The organism is Actinoallomurus iriomotensis (genome assembly GCF_030269445.1).
GTDB classification, from domain to species: Bacteria; Actinomycetota; Actinomycetes; order Streptosporangiales; family Streptosporangiaceae; genus Actinoallomurus; species Actinoallomurus iriomotensis.
In genome coordinates, this window is the sequence record NZ_BSTJ01000028.1 from 1 (window position 1) to 20,753 (window position 20,753).

Below are 20,753 nucleotides of genomic sequence, written 5' to 3' on the forward strand. Positions count from 1 at the left end.
CCTCATCCATCGTCTCGACCTGCTCGATCACCGAGATCGCGGCCTCATTGAGAATCCGGCGGCCCTCCTCGGCGTTGTTGCCGTCCAACCGCACCACGATCGGCCGATCCACCGTCTCACCCCGATCACCCAGCAGCTTGACCGCCTGAACGATCCCGTTCGCGACCGCATCCCCCGACGTGATCCCGCCGAACACGTTGATGAACACGCTCTTCACGCTCGGGTCACCCAGCACGATCTCCATGCCGTTGGCCATCACCTCAGCCGACGCGCCACCACCGATGTCCAGGAAGTTCGCCGGCTTCTGCCCCCCGTACCGCTCACCGGCGTAAGCGACCACGTCCAGGGTCGACATCACCAGACCCGCGCCGTTACCGATGATCCCGACCGAACCATCCAGCTTGACGTAGTTCAGATCCTTCGCCTTGGCCTTGGCCTCCAGCGGATCCGCCGACGCCGCATCCTCCAGCGCCTCATGCTCCACCTGGCGAAACGCCGCGTTCCCATCCAGGGTGACCTTGCCGTCCAGGGCCTTGACCTGACCATCAGCGGTCAGGATCAACGGGTTCACCTCGACCAGCGTGGCGTCCTCCTCCACGAAGACGCGCCAGAGTCGTTCGATCACGGTTGCGGCGCCCTCGATCGCCGCCTCGGGCAGCCCCCCGGCGACCGCGATCTCACGCGCTCTGGCCCGATTCACACCGCTCAGCGCATCGACCGGCACCCGCGCGACCGCCTCCGGTCTAGAGGCCGCGACCTCCTCGATCTCCATACCGCCCTCGACCGAACAGATCGACAAGAACGTACGGCCGGCGCGATCGAGCAGAAAGGAGAAGTAGTACTCCTGGGCGATCGCCCCGGCCTCCTCCACCAGGACCTTGTGCACGGTGTGGCCCTTGATGTCCATGCCGAGGATGCGGCGTGACGCGTCCTGCGCCTCCCCCGGTGAGTCGGCGAGCTTCACGCCTCCGGCCTTACCGCGGCCACCGGTCTTCACCTGGGCCTTCACCACGACACGCGAGGTACCAGCCGCGGCGAACTCCTCAGCGATCGCCCGAGCCTCCTCCGGCGTCGTAGCGATCTTGCCGGCGGGAACCGGGACGCCGTACTCCGCGAAGAGCTCCTTCGCCTGATGTTCGAACAGATCCACTCGCGTTCCTCCCGCCCGTCCGCGGTCGGCCGCGCCCCCATCCGGCCTCTCGGCCGCGGCACCGAATTCCGCTCTGGACATTCCACGCATTGGGTGTCACAGTCTTCATACAGTATTCGTCGACTGTATGCAATCCTCGCCAACACGGCACCGAAGCGGCTCTGACCTGGTGTTACGCCAGGAGACGAGCCTCGATCATGAGGAGTTGACACAGGACATGGCCACGTCCCCCGAGCCGGAACCCCAAGCCACGGAACTCATCTCAGGTGGGCATCTCGTCGCCAAGGCCCTCAAGGCAGAGGGCGTCGACGTGATCTACACCCTGTGCGGCGGCCACATCATCGACATCTACGACGGCTGCGTCGACGAGGGCATCAAGGTCATCGACGTCCGCCACGAGCAGGTCGCCGCGCACGCCGCGGACGGCCACGCGCGCGTCACCGGCAAGACCGGCTGCGCCGTCGTCACGGCGGGCCCCGGGACCACCGACGCCGTCACCGGCGTCGCGAACGCGCTGCGCGCCGAGAGCCCGATGCTGCTGATCGGCGGCCAGGGCGCGCTGAGCCAGCACAAGATGGGCTCGCTGCAGGACCTGCCGCACGTCGACATGATGGCGCCGATCACCAAGTTCGCCGCCACGGTCCCGCACACCGAACGCGTCGCGGACATCGTCTCGATGGCCTTCCGCGAGTGCTACAACGGCGCGCCGGGCCCGTCGTTCCTGGAGATCCCCCGCGACGTACTCGACGCCAAGGTCCCGCGGGACCGGGCCCGCGTACCGCGGGCGGGCGGGTACCGCGCGTCGACGCGCCGGCAGGGCGACCCCGCGGCCATCGAACGCCTCGCCGACCTGCTGGTGAACGCCGAGAAGCCGTGCGTCCTGCTGGGCAGCCAGATCTGGACCACCCGCGCGACCGAGGCGGCGACCGAGCTGGTGCGCACGCTCAACGTGCCCGCCTACATGAACGGCGCCGGCCGCGGCACCCTGCCGCCCGGCGACCCGCACCACTACCAGCTCTCCCGGCGCTACGCGTTCAACAACGCCGACGTCATCGTCATCGTCGGCACGCCGTTCGACTTCCGGATGGGGTACGGGCGGCGCCTGTCCCCCGAGGCGACCGTGGTCCAGATCGACCTGGACTACCGCACCGTCGGCAAGAACCGCGACGTCGACCTCGGCATCGTCGGCGACGCCGGCCTCATCCTGTCCGCGGTGACGCAGGCCGCCTCCGGCCGGACCGACAACGGTGCCGCGGGGCGGAAGGCGTGGCTGGAGGAGTTGCGCGCCGAGGAGACCAAGGCGTACGAGAAACGGCTGCCGCTCCAGCACTCCGACGCGTCGCCGATCCACCCGTACCGGCTCGTGCACGAGATCAACGAGTTCCTCACCGAGGACTCGATCTACGTCGGCGACGGCGGCGACATCGTCACCTTCTCCGGCCAGGTCGTGCAGCCCAAGTCGCCCGGGCACTGGATGGACCCCGGCCCGCTCGGCACCCTCGGCGTCGGCATCCCGTTCGTGATGGCCGCCAAGCAGGCCCGGCCGGACAAGGAGGTCGTCGCCCTGTTCGGCGACGGCGCGTTCAGCCTCACCGGCTGGGACTTCGAGACGCTGGTCCGCTTCGACCTGCCGTTCGTCGGGATCGTCGGCAACAACTCCTCGATGAACCAGATCCGCTACGGCCAGGGCGCCAAGTACGGCAGGGACCGCGAGCGGGTCGGCAACACGCTCGGCGACGTGCCGTACAGCGAGTTCGCCAAGATGCTCGGCGGCTACGGCGAGGAGGTCCGCGAGCCCGGCGACATCCGGCCCGCGTTGCGACGCGCCCGCGAGTCGGGCAGGCCGTCGCTCATCAACGTGTGGATCGACACCGACGTGTACGCGCCCGGAACCATGAACCAGACGATGTACAAGTGAAAAGGAAAGCGCCATGGGAAAGGCACTAGACGGCGTCAAGGTCCTGGACATGACGCACGTTCAGTCCGGACCGTCATGCACTCAGATCCTCGCGTGGCTCGGTGCCGACGTCATCAAACTCGAAGCGCCGGGCGGCGACATCACGCGGCGCCAGCTCCGGGACGTCCCGGACGCCGACAGCCTTTATTTCACGATGCTCAACGCCAACAAGAAGAGCATCACTCTCAACCTCAAGAACGACCGGGCCAAAGAGATTTTCGTCGATCTGGTGAAGCGCTCCGACGTGCTCGTGGAGAATTTCGGACCCGGCACGATCGAACGCCTGGGATTCGGCTGGGAGAAACTGCACGAGCTGAACCCCGGACTCATCTTCGCCTCGATCAAGGGCTTCGGCGAGGGCCCGTACACGAACTTCAAGGCCTACGAGGTCGTGGCCCAGGCGATGGGCGGGTCGATGAGCACGACCGGCTTCGAGGACGGGCCGCCGACCGCGACCGGCGCCCAGATCGGCGACTCGGGCACCGGCATCCACACCGTCGCCGCGATACTCGCCGCGCTCTACCAGCGGAACACGACCGGCCGCGGTCAGCGGGTCGCGGTCGCCATGCAGCACTCGGTGCTCAACCTGTGCCGGGTCAAGCTGCGCGACCAGCAGCGGCTGGCCGCCGGCCCGCTCACGGAGTACCCCAACGAGGACTTCGGCGACGAGGTGCCGCGCTCGGGCAACGCGTCGGGCGGCGGGCAGCCGGGATGGGCGGTCAGGTGCGCGCCGGGCGGCCCGAACGACTACGTCTATGTGATCATCCAGCCGCAGGGCTGGGCGCCGATCGCGCGGCTGATGGGCCGGCCCGAGTTGGCCGACGATCCCGAGTGGAGCACCCCGGAGGCCCGGCTGGGCAAGCTGGCCAAGGTCTTCCAGCTCATCGAGGAGTGGAGCGCCCAGCACGGCAAGTGGGAGGTGCTGGCCAAGCTCAACGCCGAGAACGTCCCCTGCGGCCCGATCCTGTCGACCGCCGAGCTGATCGAGGACGAGAGCCTGGTCAGCAACGAGATGATCGTCACGGTCGACCACCCCGTACGCGGTCCCTTCAAGACGGTCGGCTGCCCGCTGAAGCTGTCGGACTCCCCCGTCGAGGTCGAGCGGTCGCCGCTCCTCGGTGAGCACAACGACGAGATCTTCGGGCGGCTGCTCGGCCTGCCGGAGGACGAACTCGTCTCCCTCAAGGCGAATGGAGTGATCTGACGTGGAATACGACCGCGCGGAGGTGCGCGCCGTGCTCGACGCGGTGCGGGCCGAGGGACGCACCGCGCTGACCGCGCTGGAGGGCAGGCTGCTGTGCGACGCGTACGGCATCGCCACACCGGCGGAGGACCTGGCCACCTCGGCGGACGAGGCGATCTCACGCGCCGTGGACATGGGACTGCCCGTCGTCCTGAAGATCGTCTCGCCGGACATCCTGCACAAGACCGAGGCCGGGGGCGTGCTCGTCGGCCTGGACTCGCCGCACGAGGTCAGGCTCGGTTACGAGCGGATCGTCGCGGCGGCGCGCGAGCACGACCCGGACGCGCGGATCCTCGGCGTCCAGGTGCAGCGGATGGTGCCCGCCGGCCAGGAGGTCATCATCGGCGCGACGACCGACCCGACGTTCGGTAAGGTCATCGCGTTCGGGCTCGGCGGCGTCCTGGTCGAGGTGCTGAAGGACGTCACCTTCCGGCTGGCCCCGGCCACCGGCGAGGAGGCGCTGTCGATGCTCGACGACATCGCCGCCGCCGACGTGCTGCGCGGCGCGCGCGGCGCCGAGCCGATCAGCCGTGCGGCCCTCGCCGGCATGATCCAGCGGGTCTCCGATCTCGTCGCCGACTTCCCCGAGATCGCCGAGCTGGACCTCAACCCGGTGTTCGCCACCGCCGACGGCGCGGTGGCGGCCGACGTACGGGTCCTGCTGGCCGAGGGCGCGCCGCGGGAGGTGCCGCGGCACACCCCCGAGGAGATCCTCGCGGTGATGAACCGGCTGATGAAACCGCGTTCGGTGGCGGTGATCGGCGCCTCCAACGAGGTGGGCAAGATCGGCAACTCCGTGATGCGGAACCTGATCGACGGCGGCTACGCGGGCGAGATCCACCCGATCAACCCCAAGGCCGACGAGATCTGCGGCCGCAAGGCCTACCGCAGCATCGCGGACGTGCCGGGCGAGGTCGACGTCGCGGTGTTCACCATACCGGCGAAGTTCGTGCCCACCGTGCTGGAGGAGGTCGGCGCGAAGAAGGTGCCCGCGGCGGTGCTGATCCCCTCCGGGTTCGCCGAGACCGGCAACGACGCGTTGCAGGAGCAGGTGGTCGAGATCGCCCGCCGGCGCGGCGTACGGCTGCTCGGTCCCAACATCTACGGCTACTACTACACGCCCGAGGATCTCTGCGCGACGTTCTGCACGCCGTACGACGTCAAGGGCGGAGTCGCGCTGTCGTCCCAGAGCGGCGGCATCGGCATGGCGATCCTCGGCTTCAGCCGCACCACGAAGATGGGCGTGTCGGCCATCGTCGGCCTGGGCAACAAGACCGACCTGGACGAGGACGACCTGCTGACGTTCTTCGGGCAGGACGAGAACACCCAGTGCGTCGCGATGCACCTGGAGGACCTGAAGGACGGGCGCGCGTTCGTCGCGGCCGCCCGCGAGGTGTCGCGCAAGAAGCCGATCATCGTGCTCAAGGCCGGCCGGACCAGCCTCGGCGCCCGCGCGGCGAGTTCCCACACCGGCGCGCTCGCCGGCGACGACAAGGTCTACGACGACATCCTCCGCCAGGCGGGCGTGATCCGCGCGCCGGGCCTGAACGACATGCTGGAGTACGCCCACGCGCTGCCGACACTGCCGGCGCCGAAGGGCGAGAACGTCGTCATCATCACCGGCGCGGGCGGTTCCGGGGTGCTGCTGTCCGACGCGTGCGTGGACGCCGGGCTGTCGCTGATGGACATCCCGCCGGACCTGGACGAGGCGTTCCGCCGGTACATCCCGCCGTTCGGCGCCGCCGGCAACCCCATCGACATCACCGGGGGCGAACCGCCGTCCACGTACGAGGCGACGGTGCGCCTGGGCCTGGAGGACCCGCGCATCCACGCGCTGATCCTCGGCTACTGGCACACGATCGTGACCCCGCCGATGGTGTTCGCCGAGCTCATCGCACGCGTCGTCGCGGAGGCGCGCGCCCAGGGCGTCGACAAGCCCGTGGTCGCCTCGCTCGCCGGCGACACCGAGGTGGAGCAGGCCAGCGAGTACCTGTTCGACCACGGCGTGCCCGCCTACCCCTACACGACGGAGAAGCCGGTCGCGGTGCTCGGCGCCAAGTATCGCTGGGCACGCGCCGCGGGCCTGCTGCCCGGCTGACCTGTCACCGGTGGCCGTAGGTCACATCACCGTCGACCGCGGGCCACCGGCTTCATGCGTCCCGCACAGGAGGAGAACGCCCATGCTGCGTGCCTAACAAGCGCTTGGTGGCCGAACGCGCGAAGAGATCGGGGACAGGGGGCGACCGCCAGCACATCGCGACGAGGGGTCGAGATGACCGCTACTGCCAATCCGACATCGAAGTTCACCGAGATCACCGACCAACGCGGACGCGTCTACCGTGTCGGCGAGACCGACCGCGACATCCTGGGACACCCACGCGCGCTCATGGTGATACTGCCGTGGGTGGCGATGATGGCCATCAGCGTCTTCGAGTACGCCTACGGGTCGGCCGAGGACACCCTGTCCACCGCACACGGCTGGACCAGCAGCAACACGTTCTGGATCCTGAGCGTCTGGGTGTTCTTCCAGGCGGGCGTCGCCTTCCCGGCGGGCCGGCTGCGGGAGAAGGGCATCCTGACGGCGCGCCGGGCGATGATGCTGGGCGCGTGCCTGGCGCTGGCGGGCTTCCTCGCCATCTCCCACCTGCACAGTGTCTTCGGCGCCATCATCGGCTTCGGCGTGCTGGGCGGCGTCGGCGCCGGGCTCGTGTACGCGACCTGCATCAACATGGTCGGCAAGTGGTATCCGGAGAAGCGCGGCGCGCGCACCGGGTTCGTCAACGGCGGGTTCGCCTACGGCTCCCTGCCGTTCATCATCATCTTCAACTACGCCTTCGACACCGGCGACTACCACGAGGTCCTCGACCTGATCGGGCTCTTCGTGCTCGTCGCGATCGGGATCTGCGGGTACTTCTTCAAGGACCCGCCGAAGAACTGGTGGCCCGACCACGTCGACCCGTTGAAGCCCGCGAGGGCCAGGGACACCGGCGCGCGCGTCAGCCTCGAGAAGAACCCCCCGGCGGTGCGCCAGTTCAGCCCGATGGAGGCGATGCGCACGGGCATGATCCCGCTGATGTGGATCTGCCTGGCGTTCATCTCCGGCGTGTCCATCTTCGGCATCTCCTTCGAGGTGCCGTTCGCCAAGGACCTCGGCTTCGGTCCGCTGATGGCCTCGCTGTCGGCCGGCATCCTGGCCGTGGTGAACGGCGTCGGGCGCGCGGTGGTCGGCTGGTTCTCCGACCTGATCGGCCGTAAGCAGGCTCTCATCGTCGTGCTCGTCATCGAGGCGCTCGCGCAGTTCGGCACGCTGTGGGCCGGCGACGCGCACAACGAGGTGATGTTCCTGGTCTTCGCGTTCATCTCCGGCTTCGGCGGCGGCGCGTTCTACCCGATGTTCGCGGCTCTGGTGCCCGACTACTTCGGGGAGAACCACAACGCCAGCAACTACGGGATGGTTTACAGCGCGAAGCTGGTCAGCGGCCTGTTCGGCGGTGGCCTCGGCGCCGTCGTCATCGGCGCCTGGGACTACGACGGCGCCTACACCCTCGCCGGCGTGATGGGCCTGGTGTCGGCTCTCATCGCGCTGACGCTGCGCCAGCCGGGCCGCCCGAAGGCGCGGAAGATCGTGCCCAACCCCTATCCGATCAGCCGGGAGATCATGTGACCTCCCGGTCGGGACGCTGGTGATAGGACCGGCGCGTGTGCTCGGTGTGCTCACGCATGATCTGCGCGGCCCGTTCGCCGTCGTGTGCGGCGAGCGCGTCGATCAGCGCCGCGTGCTCCGTCCAGGACTCCGGCCCTCGCTGCCGGGCGACGGGCGTGTAGTACCAGCGGACGCGCCGGTCCACCTGCGCCGCCAGCTCGGCCAGGACCTTGTTGCCCGCGAGCTCGACGATGGCGGCGTGCAACTCGGCGTTCGCGGCGACGACGGCGTCGACCTCGTCGGCGTCGAGCGCCGCCACCCCGCGCTCGCAGATCTCCCGCAACCGCGCGATCGCCTCGGGGGTGACGTTGGCCGCGGCCAGCCGCGCCGACTCCGCCTCCAGCAGGGAGCGCACGGCCAGCAGCTGGTCGGCCTCCTCTTCGGTCGGCGTGTGCACGAAGGCGCCCTGGGCCGGCCGCAGGTCGACCCAGCCTTCGGTGCTGAGCCGCTGGAGAGCCTCGCGCACCGGCTGCCGGGAGATGCCGAGACGCGTCGCCAGGTCGCTCTCGACGAGGTGCTGCCCCGGCTTGAGCACCCGCGTCACGATCAGCTCGAGCAGGGCCTCGTAGACGCCTTCACGGAGCGGGGCGGGACGCGTCAGCCGAGGCATGTCCACGCTCTCCGCGTTATCGGTGAAGAACGACATGCCGACTCCTCGAGATCTGAGGTCTTCTGTGTACAGTCTACTGCCTACATGCGGATGGCCGAGGCCGTCGCCCACGTGGCGGTTCTCACACCATTTCCGCGCGCCCCGGCAACGACCGGCACGGCTTTTCTCCCCGAAATACGGCGGAACGCACAAATAACCGATAAGCCGCTTCACGGTGCCGTGGAACGCCCGAGGACGAATTGCCGCGAATCGTTATCGGGACGGCAGGGCGAGCAGCTCCACTTCCTCTCCCCGCCACCCGGGAGGAACGACGGCCAGCGCGTCGGCCAGCGCTGCTCCCCAGAGCAGGCCGGGCCGGTCCCGGCCCACCGGCACGACCTTCGCGCCCTCCCGGCGCACCGCCACGACGCGGGTGTCCACCGGATGGGCGGTGACACGCGAGTCGAGCCGAACCCGGCCACCGCCGGCGGCGAGCCGCCCGGTCAGCGCGCCGAGCAGCGGCGCGAGCAACGTCAGCGCCGCGACGAGCGCGGCGTAGGGGTTGCCGGGCAGGCCGACGACCGGCCGGCCGTCGGCGAGCCGGGCGAGCAGCTGCGGATGACCGGGCCGGCACGCCACACCCTCGACCAGGAACTCCGCCTCCGACACCCGCAGCACGGCGCGCAGGTGGTCGGCGGCGCCCCTGGAGGACGAGCCGCACACCACGACGACGTCCGCCTCCCCCGCGTCGGCGATGGCGGTGGCGAGCGACGCCCTCTCGTCGGCGACGCGGACCGGCGGAGCGGCCCGTCCGCCGACCCAGTCGATCAGACCGGGCAGCATCGGCCCGATCGCGTCCCGCACGCGGCCCACGCCGGGAAGCCCGGAGAAGGTGAGCTCGTCCCCGGTCACCAGAACGGCCACACGGGGCCGGCGGCGGACGCGGAGCAGGTCGTGCCCCACGCTCGCCGCCAGCCCCTGCACGACCGGGGTGACGACCGATCCGGCGGGGACCACCTTGGTGTCCGCCCGGCAGTCCTCGCCGCGGCGCCGGATGTGGCGGCCGGCCACGAAGGGCCCGTGCAGCCGGCCGTCCGCACACGTCACCGCCTCGTACGGCACGACCGCTCTCGTGCCGTACGGGACCGGAGCGCCCGTCCCGATCTCCACCGCCTCGCCGGCGCCGACCGCGCCCGGGGCGGTCCGGCCGGCCAGGACACGGCCGGCCGGCCGCCAGGGGCCCGGGCCCGCCACGGCGTACCCGTCCATCGCCGCGGCGTCGAAGGCCGGCAGGTCGGCGCGTGCCCGCACCGGGCCGGCGAGAACGGCCCCGCCGGCGTCCTCCACCGGCAGGTCCAGAACGTCGAGGGGCGTCGCCGCGGCGGCCATGGCCCGCGCGAGACGCCAGGGCATGGCCGCCGTCGCGGGGCGCGGCGCGGACGGTGTGGACGGTCGGGCGCCGCATCCGCCGGACCCGTCACCCGGGTCTCGCCGGCTCTGCAGGCCGTGCGGGCCACCAGCCACCTTCGCCTCCTCGGACGCGCGAACTCATCCTTGACCACTATAGAGGGATACTGTAGACAAAATACAGTAGCCCACGAGAACGGAGTTCCCGTGAGAGTCGCTGTTGTCGGCGCCGGTGCGATCGGCGCCTATGTCGGAGCAGCCCTGCACCGCGCCGGGGTCGAGGTCCACCTGATCGCCCGCGGCCCCCACCTGGAGGCCATCCGGCGGGACGGCGTGCGGGTGCTCAGCCCGCGCGGAGACTTCACCGCCCGGCCCCCGGCCACCGACGACCCCCGCGAGATCGGTCCGGTCGACCACGTCTTCCTCGGGCTCAAGGCAAACGCCTACGCGAGCTGCGGCCCGATCCTGGCCCCGCTCACCACCGAGCGCACCGCCGTCATCGCGGCGCAGAACGGCATCCCCTGGTGGTACTTCCACCGGCTGCCGGGCCCGTACGAGGGCTACCGCGTCGAGACGGTCGACCCCGGCGGCGCGGTGACCGCCGCCATCCCGCCCGAGCGCGCCATCGGCTGCGTCGTCTACGCCGCGACCGAGATCGCGGCGCCCGGCGTGATCCGGCACCTGGAGGGCACCCGGTTCTCCGTCGGCGAGCCGGACGGAACGGTGTCGGACCGCTGCCGGGCGTTCAGCGAGGCGATGGTCGCCGGTGGCCTGAAGTGCCCGGTCGAGCCGGACCTGCGCAAGGACATCTGGATCAAGCTCATGGGCAACATCGCCTTCAACCCGATCAGCGCGCTGAGCCGGGCGACGATGCTGGACATCTGCCGGTACCGCGACACCCGCGAGCTGGTGATCACGATGATGCGCGAGACCCTCGACGTCGCCGAGCGGCTCGGCTGCCGTCCGGGGATCTCCATCGGCCGGCGGCTGGCGGGCGCCGAGCGTACCGGCCACCACAAGACCTCCACGCTCCAGGACCTGGAGAAGGGCAAGCCGCTGGAGCTGGACGTGATCCTGGCGGCCGTGGTCGAGCTCGCCGACCTGACCGGCACGCGTGTCCCCGCCCTGCGGGCGATCAACGCCGTCGCGGGGCTGACCAACGAGAAGATCACCGCGGCCGCCCGCAGCGCGGTTCCCGCCTGACACCCGAGGAGAAGGCCATGCGTTACACCCGTCTCACCGAGCCCCTGGTCCGCGACGGCGGCGAGTTGCGCACCGCCTCGTGGGAGGAGGCCCTCGACCGCGCGGCCGAGGGCTTCCGCCGCAACGTCGAGGCCCATGGACCGGACGCGTTCGGGATGTTCTCCTGCTCGCGCGCGACCAACGAGATGAACTACGTGGCGCAGAAGTTCGTGCGGCAGGTCATCGGGACCAACAACATCGACTCCTGCAACCGCACTTGACACGCTCCCAGCGTCGCCGGTCTGGCGGCCGTGTTCGGTGCCGGGGGTGGCACCTCGTCGTACCGGGAGATCGAGGAGACCGACCTCATCATCCTGTGGGGGTCCAACGCCCGGGAGACACACCCCATCTTCTTCCACCACGTCCTGAAGGGAGTGCGCGACGGAGCACGCCTGTTCGTCGTCGATCCGCGCCGTACCGGCTCGGCCGAGTGGGCCGACGGCTGGCTCGGTCTGAACGTCGGCACCGACATCCCGCTCGCGAACGCGGTCGCCCGCGAGATCATCCACGCGGGGCTGGTCAACGAGGCGTTCGTCGGCCGGGCCACGACCGGCTTCGCCGAACTGGCCGCCGCCGTCGAACCGTGGACGCCGGAGGCCGCCGAGCGCGAGACCGGCGTGCCCGCCGCCGCCATCCGCGAACTCGCCCACGCCTACGCACGCGCGGACCGCGCCCAGCTGTGCTGGACGCTCGGCATCACCGAGCACCACAACGCCACCGACAACGTCCGCGCCCTGATCAACCTGGCCCTGCTCACCGGCCACGTCGGCCGCTACGGATCCGGACTCAACCCCCTGCGCGGACAGAACAACGTCCAGGGCGGCGGCGACATGGGCGCCATCCCCAACCGGCTGCCGGGCTTCCAGGACATCCTCGACCCCGCGGTACGGGCACGGTTCGGCGCCGCGTACGGCCGGGAGATCCAGCCGCGCCACGGCATGCACCTGACCCAGATGCTGGAGGCGATGGACCGGCGTGAGCTGACCACCGCGTACTGCGTGGGCGAGAACCCGGCGCAGTCCGAGGCGGACTCCGGACGCACGGTCGAGCGGCTCGGCGACCTCGACCATCTCGTCGTCCAGGACATCTTCCTGACCAGGACCGCCCGGCTGGCCGACGTCGTCCTGCCCGCGAGCGCGGCCTGGTGCGAGAGCGAGGGGACCGTGACCAACAGCGAACGGCGCGTGCAGCGGGTCCGCAAGGCCCTCGACCCGCCCGGCGCGGCCCGCGACGACATCGCGATCATCTCCGACCTGGCCCGGCGCCTGGGCCACGACTGGGGCGCCCCGTCGGCGGAGGAGATCTGGGACGAGGTGCGGTCGCTGGCCCCGATCTTCGCCGGGATGAGCTACCGGCGGCTGGAGGAGCTGCAGGGCGTCCAGTGGCCGTGCTTCACCGAGGACCGGCTGGAGCCGCCGTACCTGCACGGGCGTCTCTGGGCGGCCGATCCGGAGCGGCGCGGCACGCCCGCGCCGTTCGGGATCCCCCGGCACCGGCTCCCCGTGGACGTCCTCGACGAGGAGTTCCCGCTGCGGCTCACCACCGGCCGCCGGCTCGACTCCTACAACACGGGCGTCCAGTCGGGCGGGCTGGCGTTTCCGGCGCGACGCGAGGAGGCGATCGAGCTGTCGCCCGAGGACGCCGAGCGGCTCGGCCTCGCCCCCGGCGAACTGGCGCGGGTCAGTTCCCGGCGCGCCTCGGTGACCGCGCCGGTGGCCGTCGACCCGGCGCTGCGGCCCGGGCTGGCGTTCATGACCCCGCACTTCCCCGACCGGGTGGACACCAACAGCCTGACCATCGAGGCCACCGACCCGATCGCCGGCACCGCCGAGTACAAGGCGACGGCGATCCGCGTCGAGCGGCTTTCCGGTGACGGGCCCGCCGGAGAGGAGAGGTGATCCGCGAACGGCCATTGCCCGGACGAGGGGCCTGGCATACGGTAGATCGTATACAGTCTTCGACGCGAGAAATGGGACCGGCATGGCGAAGAAGACCCCCCGCACGCCGTACGTCCGCCTGACCCGCCCGCTCGTCCGGGACGCCGGCGAACTCCGGCCCGCGTCCTGGGACGAGGCCCTGGACCGCGCGGCCGAGGGTTTCCGCCGCAACGTCGAGGCCCACGGGCCGGACGCGTTCGGGATGTTCTCCTGCGCGCGGGCGACCAACGAGATGAACTACGTCGCCCAGAAGTTCACCCGCGTGGTGATCGGCACCAACAACGTCGACTCGTGCAACCGCACCTGCCACGCCCCCAGCGTCGCCGGCCTGGCCGCCGCGTTCGGCAGTGGCGGCGGGACCTCCTCCTACCAGGAGATCGAGGACACCGACCTCATCGTGCTCTGGGGATCCAGCGCACGCGAGGCGCACCCGATCTTCTTCCAGCACGTGCTCAAGGCGATCCGCCGGGGCACTCGCGTGTTCGCGGTCGACCCGCGGCGCACGAGCACGGCCCGGTGGGCGGACCGCTGGCTCGGCCTGAACGTCGGCACCGACATCCCGCTCGCGAACGCGATCGCCCGCGAGATCATCCACGCCGGCCTGCACAACACCACGTTCATCGAGCGCGGCACCAGCGGGTTCGCGGAGTTCGCCGCGTCGGTCGAGCCCTGGACCCCGGCGGCCGCCGAGCGCGAGACCGGCGTACCCGCCGCCGCCATCCGCGAACTCGCCCACGCCTACGCACGCGCGGACCGGGCCCAGCTGTGCTGGACGCTCGGCATCACCGAACACCACAACGCCACCGACAACGTCCGCGCCCTGATCAACCTGGCCCTGCTCACCGGCCACGTCGGCCGCTACGGATCCGGACTCAACCCCCTGCGCGGACAGAACAACGTCCAGGGCGGCGGCGACATGGGCGCCATCCCCGACCGCCTGGCCGGGTTCCAGGACATCCTCGACCCCGCGGTGCGCGCGCGGTTCGCCCGGGCCTGGGGACGGGAGATCCAGCCCCGCCACGGGCTCAACCTCACCGACATGCTGGCCGCGATGGGCGCGGGCACGATGACCACCGCGTACATCATCGGGGAGAACCCCACCCAGTCCGAGGCGGACGCCGAGCACACCGTCAAGCGGCTCGGCCTGCTCGACCACCTGGTCGTCCAGGACATCTTCCTCACCAAGACCGCCCGCATGGCCGACGTCGTCCTGCCCGCCGGCGCCGCGTGGTGCGAGTCCGACGGCACCATGACCAACAGCGAACGGCGCGTCCAGCGCGTCCGCAAGGCCCTCGACCCGCCCGGCGAGGCCCGCGACGACATCGAGATCATGTGCGCGCTGGCGCGCCGGCTCGGGCACGACTGGCACTACGAACGCGCCGAGGACATCTGGGACGAGGTGCGGTCGCTCTCCCCCATCCACGCGGGCATGACCTACGCGCGGCTGGAGGAACGGCAGGGCATCCAGTGGCCCTGCTACTCCGAGGACCGGCTGGAACCCTCGTTCCTGCACTCCCGGCTGTGGGAGACCGACCCGGAGGTCCGCGGGCGTCCCGCGCCGTTCGCGGTGCTGCGCCACTCACCGCCGGTGGACCGGCTCGACCAGGAGTTCCCGCTGCGGCTCACCACCGGCCGCCGGCTCGACTCCTACAACACCGGCGTCCAGTCCGGCGGGTTCGCCTCGCCGCTGCGCCGCGGGGAGAACGTCGAACTGTCCCCCGAGGACGCCGAACGCCTCGGTGTCGTACCGGGCGAACAGGTCCGGATCTCCTCCCGGCGTGGCACCGTCACGGCCCCGGCGTTCGTGGACCCGGCGCTGCGGCCCGGCCTGGTCTTCATGACCATGCACTTCCCCGACGAGGTGGACACCAACAGCCTGACCATCGAGGCCACCGACCCGATCGCCGGCACCGCCGAGTACAAGGCCACCGCGGTACGGGTCGAGAAGGTCCTCGGGCCGGCCGGAGGGCACTGACATGGACCTTCGCTTCCGTGACGTGGCGCCGACCGAGGAGGAACGCGAGGCGGTCGACGTGCTGCTCGGCCCGCCCTCCTCGGCCTGGGACGGCGGCGTCCGCGACGACATCCGGACCGCGCGGGGCGGCCACGAGGCACGGGAACGGCGGGACCTGTTGCTCCCCGCGCTGCACGCGGTCAACGACCGGGTGGGCTGGATCAGCGAGGGCGCGCTGGACTACATCTGCCGGCGGCTGACCGTCGCGCCCGCCGAGGCGTACGGGGTGGCGACCTTCTACGCGCTGCTGTCCGTCGAGCCGCGGCCGCGGCGCGTCGTCCACGTGTGCACCGACCTGGCCTGCCGTGCCCAGGGTTCGGAGGAGCTGTGCCGGGCCCTGGACGGCTCACTCGGCCCGCACGGGCGGCCCGACGGCGACGGCGACGTGGTCTGGCACCACAGCCCGTGCCTGGGGCTGTGCGAGCGTGCGCCGGCGGCGCTGGTGCTGGAGGCGGGTGAGTGCCCGCGGACGGCCGTGGTCGGACCGGCCACGGCCGAGGCGGTGACCCGGGCGGCCGCCGCACCGGACCGGGCCGGCGACGAGCCGCCCGCGCGCGCGGCGGTCCCCCAGGCGGGCCAGGACGGACTGGTCCTGCTGCGCCGGGTCGGCGCCGTGGACCCGGCGAGCCTCGACGACTATCGGGCGGCCGGCGGGTACCGCGCGCTGCGGAGGGCGTTCGCGCTCGGCCCGGCCGCGATCATCCGCGAGGTGCTCGACGCCGGCCTGGTCGGCCGCGGCGGCGCGGCGTTCCCGACCGGGCGCAAGTGGGACGCCACCGCGCGCCAGCCCGACCATCCGCACTACCTGGTCTGCAACGCGGACGAGAGCGAACCCGGCACCTTCAAGGACCGGGTCGTCATGGAGGGCGACCCGTTCGCGGTGATCGAGGCCATGACCGTGGCGGCGTACGCCACGGGCTGCCGCCGCGGCTTCCTCTACCTGCGCGGCGAGTATCCCCGCGCGCTGTGGCTCCTCACGAACGCCGTCGAGCGCGCGCGTGAGCGGAACCTGCTGGGCGCCGACATCCTCGGATCCGGGTTCGACTTCGACGTGGAGATCCGGCGCGGCGGCGGCGCGTACATCTGCGGCGAGGAGACGGCGATCTTCAACTCGATCGAGGGGTACCGCGGCGAGCCCCGCAGCAAGCCGCCGTTCCCGGTCGAGAAGGGGTTGTTCGGCAAGCCCACCGTCGTCAACAACGTCGAGACGCTCGTCAACGTACTGCCCATCCTGACCGGTGGCGCCGCCGCATACGCCGCCGTCGGGACGGGCGGATCGACCGGGACCAAACTGTTCTGCCTGTCCGGCACGGTGCGCCGCCCCGGGATCTACGAGCTGCCGTTCGGGGCCACGCTGCGCGAGCTGCTGACCCTGGCCGGCGGCGTCCCCGAGGGCCGCCGGCTACGAGCGGTGCTGCTCGGCGGTGCCGCGGGCTCGTTCGTGCGGCCCGGCGAGCTGGACATCCCCCTCACGTTCGAGGGCACGCGCGCGGCCGGCGCCAGTCTCGGCTCCGGCGTCGTGCTGGCCCTCGACGACAGCGTGGACCTGACCGGGGTGCTGTTGCGGATCGCGGCGTTCTTCCGTGACGAGTCCTGCGGCCAGTGCGTGCCCTGCCGGGTGGGCACCGTACGGCAGGAGGAGGCGCTTCACCGCCTGGCACGGGGCTCGGGAGCGGCCGACGTGGCGCTGCTGCGCGACGTCGGCCGCGCCATGCGCGACGCCTCCATCTGCGGCCTCGGCCAGACCGCCTGGAACGCCGTCGAATCAGCGATCGACCGCCTCGGCGTCTTCGCCGACGGTGAGAAGGGCAGAGCCTCATGACCGAGCGAAGCGAGGAAATCAAAAGACACGCCCCAGTGGTCACACGCCCCGACGAAGGAGGGCTCACGACCGTCGTTCCGCTCGCTCCGCCGCGTCGGCTCGTCGACGTCACCGTCGACGGCGAACCGGTGCGGGTGCCCGAGGGTTCGGCCATTCTCGCCGCCTGCTCCGGCACGCCGACCCTGTGTTACGGCGACACGCTGACGCCGAAGAACGCCTGCCGGGTCTGCGTGGTCGAGGTGACGGGCTCCCGCACGCTCGTACCGGCCTGCTCGCGTCGCGTCGAGCCCGGCATGGAGATCACGACCGACAGCGAGCGGGTCCGGCACAGCCGGCGGCTCGTGCTCGAACTCCTGGGTTCCTCGACCGACCTGTCGACGACGCCCGGCGCGGCGGAGTGGAGCGAGGAGTACGGCGCGTGGCCGGAGCGCTTCGGCCCGCGGGGCGAGCCGTCCACGGACCGGGACGCCCGGCATCCGGGCGCGCACGAGGCCACGGACGGGGCTACGGCGGCCACCGTCGCGCAGCCCGCCAAGGTGGACAACGACCTCTACGTACGCGACTACGGCAAGTGCATCCTGTGCTACAAGTGCGTCGACGCGTGCGGCGAGCAGTGGCAGAACACCTTCGCCATCGGCGTCGCGGGCCGCGGCTTCGACGCGCGGATCTCCACCGAGCACGCCGCACCCCTGCCCGACTCGGCCTGTGTGTACTGCGGGAACTGCATCGAGGTGTGCCCGACCGGAGCGCTGTCGTTCAAGAGCGAGTACGACATGCGTGCGGCCGGCACGTGGGACGAGTCGCGGCAGACCGAGACGACGACGATCTGCACCTACTGCGGCGTGGGCTGCAACGTGACCCTGCACGTCCAGGACAACGAGATCGTGAAGGTCGGTTCGCCGCACGACAACCCGGTCACCCACGGCAACCTGTGCGTCAAGGGCCGCTTCGGCTTCCAGCACGTCCAGAACCGTGGGTAGGCGCACGCTCCGGCGCCGGATGACCCGGGTGTCCGCGGGCGTGCCGACCGCCCGTACGGACACACTGGTGGTGGAGGAGCCGCTGGAGATCCGGCTCGGCGGCCGTCCGCTGACCGTCACGATGCGCACGCCCGGCGACGACTTCGAACTGGCGGCGGGGTTCCTGGTCGGCGAGGGCGTGGTGGCGCGCGCGGACGAGATCCGCGCGATCGCCTACTGCGCCGGCGCCACGGACGAGGGCGGCAACACCTACAACATCGTGGACGTACGGCTCGCGGACGGGGTGGTGCTGCCGGACTTCACGCTGGAGCGCAACTTCTACACGACCTCCTCGTGCGGGCTGTGCGGGAAGGCGAGTCTCGACGCCGTGCGGACGGTGGCGCGCTGGAGCGTACGGGAGGATCCCCTCCGGCTCGATCCCGAAGCGGTGGCGGCGCTGCCGGACCGCCTGCGGGCGGCGCAGCGGGTCTTCGCGCGCACGGGAGGCCTGCACGCCGCGGGCCTGTTCGACGCGAGTGGTTCCCCGCTGTGCGTGCGCGAGGACGTCGGCCGCCACAACGCGGTGGACAAGCTGGTCGGCTGGGCGCTCCAGCGCGACCTGCTCCCCCTGGCCGGGACAACCCTGCTCGTGTCCGGCCGCGCGTCGTTCGAGCTCGCGCAGAAGGCGGTGATGGCCGGCATCCCGGCGATGGCGGCGGTCTCCGCCCCGTCCTCGCTGGCGGTCGAACTCGCGGAGGAGACGGGCCTGACGCTGATCGGCTTCCTACGCGGCACGACCATGAACGTCTACGCCGGGGCGGAACGCCTCCGCGCCACGGTCGCGGCGGCCCACTGAGCGTTTCCTGGAGGACCCGGGCGGCCACCCGAGCGGTCCACCGGGAGACGAAGGGGACCGGCGGGTGGCAGCCCCCTGCGCCCGCCGGTCTCCGCTTTCGCAGGGGGCGACCCCCTGGAACCCTCCAGTATGCGTACCGCTCAGTACGCCAGCTGCGGGATGTCCTCGGCCCACGTTACGTGCACGATGGCCCGACCCCTGTGTGCTCGAGTATTGGAGGGGGACGTGAATACCGAGAACGCGCTCCGCACGTTGGCTGAAGGCTTCGACGGCGAGGTGATCCTGCCCGAGGCCGCCGGCTACGAATCGGCCCGCCGCGTTTGGAATCAACTGATCGACCGCAAACCCGCTGCCATCGCACGCTGCCGAACCCGGGACGATGCCGTCTCGGCATTGGCGGTCGCACGGGACACCGGCCTCGAAGTCGCCGTCCGCAGCGGCGGGCACAGCTTCCCCGGCTTCTCGACGACCGAGGGCGGGCTGGTCCTGGACCTGAGCCCGATGAAGCAGATCGTCGTCGGCGTGGAGCAGCGGACGGCCAAGGTCGGCCCTGGTGTTCGGTGGGGTGATCTCACCGCGGCGACCGCGCAGTACGGCCTCGTGCCAGTCGGTGGGCACGTGGCAGATGTGGGCGTCGCCGGGCTGACGCTTGGAGGGGGCAACGGATGGTTCGCGCGGGTGTTCGGGCTTGCCTGCGACAACCTCGTCTCCGCCGACGTCCTCTCCGCTTCGGGGAAGATCGTCCGGGCGAGTGCCGACGAGAATCAGGACCTGTACTGGGGCCTGCGCGGGGGCGGCGGCAATCTCGGGGTCGTCCTCGAGTTCACCTTGCGCCTGCACCCGGTCGACCGGCTGCTCGGCGGGCTGGTCATGCACCGGTTGGACGACGCCGCCGAGGTGCTCCGCCTCCTCGCCCAGTACGGCCGGAGCGCTCCCGATGAGGTCAATGTGGCGCCGGCGATCCTCGCCGCCCCGCCGGCGCCGTTCGTTCCCCGGGAACTGCACGGAAAGCCTGTGCTCGCGCTGGCGATGTGTTACGTCGGGACCCTCGCTGATGGGGAGCGAGAGCTCGCGCCCATGCGTGGCTTCGGCGAGCCGTTCGCCGATCTGATCGAACCGACTTCCTTCGAGATCCTCCAGCACATGTTCGACGCACAGGGACAATCCACGCCCTATCACATGCGCTCTCATCTGGGCGGTCCGATAACCGAGGAACTGATCGAAACAGTGATTGATTTCGGCGGCAGGCCGAGTTCGCCGGAGAACGCCGTGATCCTGCTGCCAATGGGTGGGGCCGTGGCCGGAGTCGCCGCCGACGCTACCGCCTTCCGACACCGGGACGCGTCCTACTGCCTGGAAATCGGGGCAGCTTGGTCGGCGCACGACGAAAACCCGCGGACGCACATCGACTGGGCTGACCGGCTATGGACGGCGACACGGTCATGGGCGACCGGCGTGGAGGTCAACCACCTCGCCGACGAGGGGCCCGAGGGGGTCCGCAGAGCCTACGGCGACAATTACCACCGGTTGGCCGAAATCAAGCGGGCCTGGGATCCCGATAATCTCTTTCGACTCAACCAGAACGTCCCTCCAGCGGTCGCCAACTGAACCATTCCGGCTGCTGTGACGCCGAAGAGCCGGAAAGAAAGAACCCCCCTCCGGGCACGTACCCGTGGGGGGCCTGTGGGGGGCGGAGCCCCCCACCTCGGGAGGCGGATTCGAGGGGCCGTTGCAACATCCCTGACCAGGGAGTTCGATGGCCTTCGAGATCCGTGTGGATCGTAAGCCGCGGGGCAAGGCCCTGGTCCGTGAGCGGGAGGAATACTTCCGGCTTATGGATCAGGGCATGAGCAGTCGGGAAGCGTGCCGGATTG

The 20,753-nt window shown here is 70.9% G+C and carries 14 protein-coding genes; 11 read left to right on the plus strand and 3 right to left on the minus strand.

Annotated features, from left to right (window positions below; translation table 11 throughout):
* Window positions 1–1,150: ADP-forming succinate--CoA ligase subunit beta (gene sucC / locus QSK37_RS51105; protein WP_285637338.1), on the minus strand; the 1,150-nt coding region annotated here is incomplete at its 3' end.
* 217 nt (window positions 1,151–1,367) lie between these two features.
* On the opposite strand from sucC, the gene QSK37_RS51110 reads away from it, so the two are divergent.
* The 4 genes from QSK37_RS51110 to QSK37_RS51125 all read left to right on the plus strand — a co-directional run bounded on the left by QSK37_RS51110 (window position 1,368) and on the right by QSK37_RS51125 (window position 8,014).
* Complete coding sequence (locus tag QSK37_RS51110) at window positions 1,368–3,068, plus strand: thiamine pyrophosphate-binding protein (protein ID WP_285637341.1); 1,701 nt, start codon at window positions 1,368–1,370, stop codon at window positions 3,066–3,068.
* 13 nt (window positions 3,069–3,081) lie between these two features.
* Window positions 3,082–4,311: a formyl-CoA transferase gene (gene frc, locus QSK37_RS51115; protein ID WP_285637344.1), complete on the plus strand. Its 1,230-nt coding sequence runs from the start codon at window positions 3,082–3,084 to the stop codon at window positions 4,309–4,311.
* A 1-nt stretch (window position 4,312) separates the two neighbouring features.
* A complete protein-coding gene (locus tag QSK37_RS51120; protein WP_285637347.1) occupies window positions 4,313–6,448 on the plus strand; it encodes an acetate--CoA ligase family protein in 2,136 nt (711 codons plus the stop codon).
* Window positions 6,449–6,622: 174 nt separating this feature from the next.
* Entirely contained in the window at window positions 6,623–8,014 is a 1,392-nt protein-coding gene (locus tag QSK37_RS51125) for an OFA family MFS transporter (RefSeq protein ID WP_285637349.1), read from the plus strand.
* Here QSK37_RS51125 and QSK37_RS51130 read toward each other — a convergent pair.
* Window positions 8,007–8,699 (minus strand): GntR family transcriptional regulator, encoded by a 693-nt coding sequence (locus tag QSK37_RS51130; RefSeq protein ID WP_285637352.1) that lies wholly within the window; start codon window positions 8,697–8,699, stop codon window positions 8,007–8,009. The genes QSK37_RS51125 and QSK37_RS51130 overlap by 8 nt on opposite strands.
* 216 nt (window positions 8,700–8,915) lie before the next feature.
* Window positions 8,916–10,166 carry a molybdopterin molybdotransferase MoeA gene (locus tag QSK37_RS51135; protein ID WP_349498062.1) on the minus strand — a complete coding sequence of 417 codons (1,251 nt, stop codon included), beginning with the start codon at window positions 10,164–10,166 and terminating at the stop codon, window positions 8,916–8,918.
* On the opposite strand from QSK37_RS51135, the gene QSK37_RS51140 reads away from it, so the two are divergent.
* From QSK37_RS51140 to QSK37_RS51170, 7 genes are all read left to right on the plus strand, one after another.
* Window positions 10,149–11,252, plus strand: a complete 1,104-nt coding sequence (locus tag QSK37_RS51140) for a 2-dehydropantoate 2-reductase (protein ID WP_349498063.1) — start codon at window positions 10,149–10,151, stop codon at window positions 11,250–11,252. The two genes, QSK37_RS51135 and QSK37_RS51140, sit on opposite strands and share 18 nt — an antisense overlap.
* A gap of 17 nt (window positions 11,253–11,269) precedes the next feature.
* On the plus strand, window positions 11,270–13,189 hold the full coding sequence (locus QSK37_RS51145) for a molybdopterin oxidoreductase family protein (RefSeq protein ID WP_285637358.1): 1,920 nt from the start codon (window positions 11,270–11,272) through the stop codon (window positions 13,187–13,189).
* An 82-nt stretch (window positions 13,190–13,271) separates the two neighbouring features.
* Window positions 13,272–15,203, plus strand: coding sequence for a molybdopterin oxidoreductase family protein (locus QSK37_RS51150; RefSeq protein WP_285637361.1), 1,932 nt, complete (start codon window positions 13,272–13,274; stop codon window positions 15,201–15,203).
* Window position 15,204: 1 nt separating this feature from the next.
* Complete coding sequence (locus tag QSK37_RS51155) at window positions 15,205–17,064, plus strand: NAD(P)H-dependent oxidoreductase subunit E (RefSeq protein WP_285637364.1); 1,860 nt, start codon at window positions 15,205–15,207, stop codon at window positions 17,062–17,064.
* Between the two features lie 35 nt (window positions 17,065–17,099).
* Complete coding sequence (locus QSK37_RS51160; RefSeq protein WP_285637367.1) at window positions 17,100–18,044, plus strand: 2Fe-2S iron-sulfur cluster-binding protein; 945 nt, start codon at window positions 17,100–17,102, stop codon at window positions 18,042–18,044.
* Window positions 18,037–18,879 (plus strand): formate dehydrogenase accessory sulfurtransferase FdhD, encoded by an 843-nt coding sequence (gene fdhD / locus QSK37_RS51165; RefSeq protein ID WP_285637371.1) that lies wholly within the window; start codon window positions 18,037–18,039, stop codon window positions 18,877–18,879. Before QSK37_RS51160 ends, fdhD begins: the two co-directional genes overlap by 8 nt.
* 225 nt (window positions 18,880–19,104) lie before the next feature.
* Window positions 19,105–20,487, plus strand: coding sequence for an FAD-binding oxidoreductase (locus tag QSK37_RS51170; protein WP_285637374.1), 1,383 nt, complete (start codon window positions 19,105–19,107; stop codon window positions 20,485–20,487).
* Window positions 20,488–20,753 lie beyond the last annotated feature (266 nt).

Coding starts and splice junctions, on each gene's coding strand:
- QSK37_RS51110 (WP_285637341.1), top strand. CDS start 1,368: ATGGCCACGTCCCCCGAGCCGGAACCCCAAGCCACGGAACTCATCTCA.
- frc (WP_285637344.1), top strand. CDS start 3,082: ATGGGAAAGGCACTAGACGGCGTCAAGGTCCTGGACATGACGCACGTT.
- QSK37_RS51125 (WP_285637349.1), top strand. CDS start 6,623: ATGACCGCTACTGCCAATCCGACATCGAAGTTCACCGAGATCACCGAC.
- QSK37_RS51130 (WP_285637352.1), bottom strand. CDS start 8,699: ATGTCGTTCTTCACCGATAACGCGGAGAGCGTGGACATGCCTCGGCTG.
- QSK37_RS51150 (WP_285637361.1), top strand. CDS start 13,272: ATGGCGAAGAAGACCCCCCGCACGCCGTACGTCCGCCTGACCCGCCCG.
- QSK37_RS51155 (WP_285637364.1), top strand. CDS start 15,205: ATGGACCTTCGCTTCCGTGACGTGGCGCCGACCGAGGAGGAACGCGAG.